The organism is Microbacterium sp. Bi128 (assembly GCF_918698205.1).
Genome location: NZ_CAKKMM010000728.1, coordinates 1 through 2,540, shown reverse-complemented (window position 1 = coordinate 2,540; position 2,540 = coordinate 1). Strand labels below are relative to the sequence as shown.

General features: G+C 72.6%; 2 protein-coding genes and 1 pseudogene. All 3 read right to left on the bottom strand.

What is annotated here, in order from left to right; translation table 11 throughout:
• Window positions 1-352, bottom strand: a pseudogene (locus LQV45_RS25460) (hypothetical protein); the annotation flags it as partial.
• Window positions 353-626: 274 nt separating this feature from the next.
• On the bottom strand, window positions 627-2,153 hold the full coding sequence (locus tag LQV45_RS25455; RefSeq protein ID WP_230009415.1) for an NAD(P)/FAD-dependent oxidoreductase: 1,527 nt from the start codon (window positions 2,151-2,153) through the stop codon (window positions 627-629).
• Between the two features lie 4 nt (window positions 2,154-2,157).
• A partial coding sequence (locus tag LQV45_RS25450) for a uroporphyrinogen decarboxylase family protein (RefSeq protein ID WP_290370314.1) occupies window positions 2,158-2,540 on the bottom strand: 383 nt, incomplete at its 5' end.

Here is a 2,540-nt window from a genome sequence, read left to right as displayed (position 1 = left end):
GTTCGGGATTGCTGGGCTCGGGGTCGCCGGGTTCCGGGTCGCTGGGCTCGGGGTCGCTGGGCTCCGGGCTGCTGCCGTGCGACGGCGGCGGCTGCGACGGGGAGGACTCGCCCGAGCCTGCGGACGGCGAGGGGCTCGGCGTCGTCGAGGAACCCAGCAGGCTGTCCAGCACGTCGCCGAGGCCGAGGGTCAGCGAACCCTGCGCGGACGGTGCGGTGGACGCCGCCGCGGACAACCCTGCGGCCGCCTGCGAGGCAGGAGCCCCGGCGGTGCCAGCCAGTACGGCCCCGAGCGCGACCGCCGCCGCGCCGCTTCGAAGGCCCCGATGGCGGCCGGTCTTCGTTGTTGACACCTTGGACCTGAAAATAAACATGGTCATCGAGCCTAGCCGGAATCGACCAGCAGGAAAAACTTGCAAAAACCGCGAATTTCCGGCACGAAACCGCCGTGACCGGAGGGGTTCAGGGTGCCTTTGGAACCGCTGTGATTCCTGTGACTGAAGGTGTGCTTGGGACTCAGGAACCTCGTTCGGAACAGCCAGATTCAGGGTCACCGAATTCAGCGCAGGCACATTGAGGCAGCCACGTTCAGCGCAGCCACGTTGAGGACGACGTTGAGGACAACGTTCAGGACAACAGGGCGCGGACCTGCTGCGGGGTGTCGGCCACGATCGCTGCCAGGCCATTGCCGGACAGCCAGCCGCCCACCACGGCAAGCGTGCCGTCCGCGGCGCAGACGCTCCGGACGGCCGCGACGCGCTGCCTGTGGCCCAGGGACGCAAACGGCAGCGCGCCGGCCCAGCGGACCACGTCCCAATCGGCCACGTCCCCGGCGCCGACTGGCACCGCCAGCAGGGCCGACGCATCAGCCAGGGCTGCGCGGAAAAGTTCATCGTCGGAGCGCGGCGCCGCGGCCAGTCCGCCGCCGCGGGGCTCGGGCAACGCCCCGGGAGTAACAGCCCCTGGAGCTGCACTCCGCCCGTAGGAGAGCCGGAGCACATGCCGTCCCGGGCCTGCATGCTCCGCCAGCCACGCCCATTTGGCGGTGGCGTGCGTCAGCGCCTTGGCCTGCACACCCGGGCTCTGCGGCGCAACAAGCACGCCGGTGCCGCGTGGCGCCGCGTCAAGGGCCGGGAGGTCCACCACGAGCGTGACAAGGCTGACGTCGGGTCCGGCATCGGGGCGGTGGCCGGCAAGTCGCGGCAGGGACTCCTCAAGCAGCCCGACGGCGGCGGGACCCTCGACCGCAACCGCGAGGAGCCCGGCGTCGAAAGTGGCCTCGTCCGTGGCCACGCGCCAGCCGTCGGCTGTGCGCCGCACTGACCGGGCCGCGGTGCCGGGCAGCAGGGTGACTCCGCGCTGACGCAGATCGGCCAGCAGGGCGGCGACGAGGGTGTGCATGCCGCCGCGCAGCCCGGCGACGGCGGAACCGGCCTTCTGGAGCCCGCCGGCCTGGCCTGTTCCGGACGGTCCGGCTGTTCCGGGGGGTCTGCCCGTGGCGGCCGCCGCTCCCCTGCGCTGGGCCGCGACGGCGGCGGCGAGGGAACCGTGCTGGCGGATGCCGGCCCGCAGACCGGGGGCCACCATGTCGACGTCGAGCACTGAAGGGTCGGCCGAGTGGACGCCGCCGACCACCGGTGCGACGAGCCGGTCCAGGACCCGCCTGCCCATCCGCCGGCGGACCAGGGCTGACACGCTCGTTGCCCCGGCAGCGGTGCCCAGCGAGGCCGGCAGCACGGCGTCGACGGAGGCGCGGAGGGATCCCAGCAGGCCCAACGACCGGCGGACTTCCGGGTCCCACGGGCTCGCCGGGATGCCCAGCACACCGGTCTTAGGCAGTTCCCTGGGGCCGTCAGGCAACTGGACCCAGGCCCCGCCGGGGTTCGGCGCAACGATCTCGCCGGCCAGCCCCAGCTCCGCGGCGAGATCAGCTACGGCGGCGGTGCGGGTGGCGAAAGACTCCGCGCCGCTGTCCAGGGTCAGTCCGGCCACGACATGGCTGCCGACGCAGCCGCCCCAGGCCTCGCCGGTTTCCAGGACGGTGGTGCGGACCCCGGCCCGGGCGAATTCCCGTGCCGCAAGCAGTCCCGAAATCCCGCCCCCGATCACGACGGCGGTGCCTTCCACGCGAGTCCCGGCGGCGCCTGCGTCCACGCCCCTACTCCGGAGCGATGGAGTGGATGAGTTCGACGACGCGCGTGAGCACCTCAGGGTCCGTCTCCGGCGGCACGCCGTGGCCGAGGTTCAGGACGTGCCCGGGCGCCGCGGAGCCGGCCGCGATCACCTCTCGGACGTGGGCTTCGAGGACTTCCCACGGTGCCGAAAGCAGTGCCGGGTCGATGTTGCCCTGCAGCGGGACGGTGCCGCCGAGGCGGCGGTTGGCTTCGTCCAGCGGCAGCCGGTAGTCGACCCCCACGACGTCAACGCCGACGTCGCGCATCGCGACGAGCAGTTCCGAGGTGCCGGTGCCGAAGTGGATCAGGGGTGCACCCAGGTGCCGGACATGGTCCAGGGCACGGGACGACGCCGGCGCAACGAAGC